This window comes from Pedobacter gandavensis, from assembly GCF_032678745.1.
Classification (GTDB): domain Bacteria; phylum Bacteroidota; class Bacteroidia; order Sphingobacteriales; family Sphingobacteriaceae; genus Pedobacter; species Pedobacter gandavensis_C.
In genome coordinates, this window is the sequence record NZ_JAVTST010000028.1 from 1 (window position 1) to 513 (window position 513).

Below are 513 nucleotides of genomic sequence, written 5' to 3' on the forward strand. Positions count from 1 at the left end.
AAAACCAGGCTTTCGCAGCCGGATAAAATGATTTTTACGGAGTAATCACCCGAGGCTGTAGCCGTATAGGTTCTGTTCGTTTCGCCATCAATCGCCACACCACCTTTGTACCATTGGTAACTGTCTGCTAGCGATGCAGTCAGTAAAACGGTACCGCCATCGCAGAAAGTAGTAGCTTCGGTATGAGTAATGGTGGCTACTGGAACAGGACGTTCCGTCACCGTTACCGGAGTTGAAACCAGACTTTCGCAGCCTGATAAAGTAATTTTCACCGAGTAATCACCCGAGGCTGTTGCCGTATAGGTTCTGTTCGTTTCTCCATCAATCGCCACACCACCTTTGTACCATTGGTAACTGTCTGCTAGCGATGACGTAAGTACCACGGTACCTCCGTCGCAGAAAGTAGTAGCTTCAGTATGAGTAATGGTGGCTACTGGAACAGGACGTTCCGTCACTGTTACCGGAGTTGAAACCAGGCTTTCGCAGCCTGATAAAATGATTTTCACGGAGTAG

The 513-nt window shown here is 48.3% G+C and carries 1 protein-coding gene; it reads right to left on the bottom strand.

What is annotated here, in order from left to right:
- On the bottom strand, positions 1–513 hold a 513-nt coding region (locus tag R2S10_RS24705; RefSeq protein ID WP_316843067.1), incomplete at both ends, for a hypothetical protein.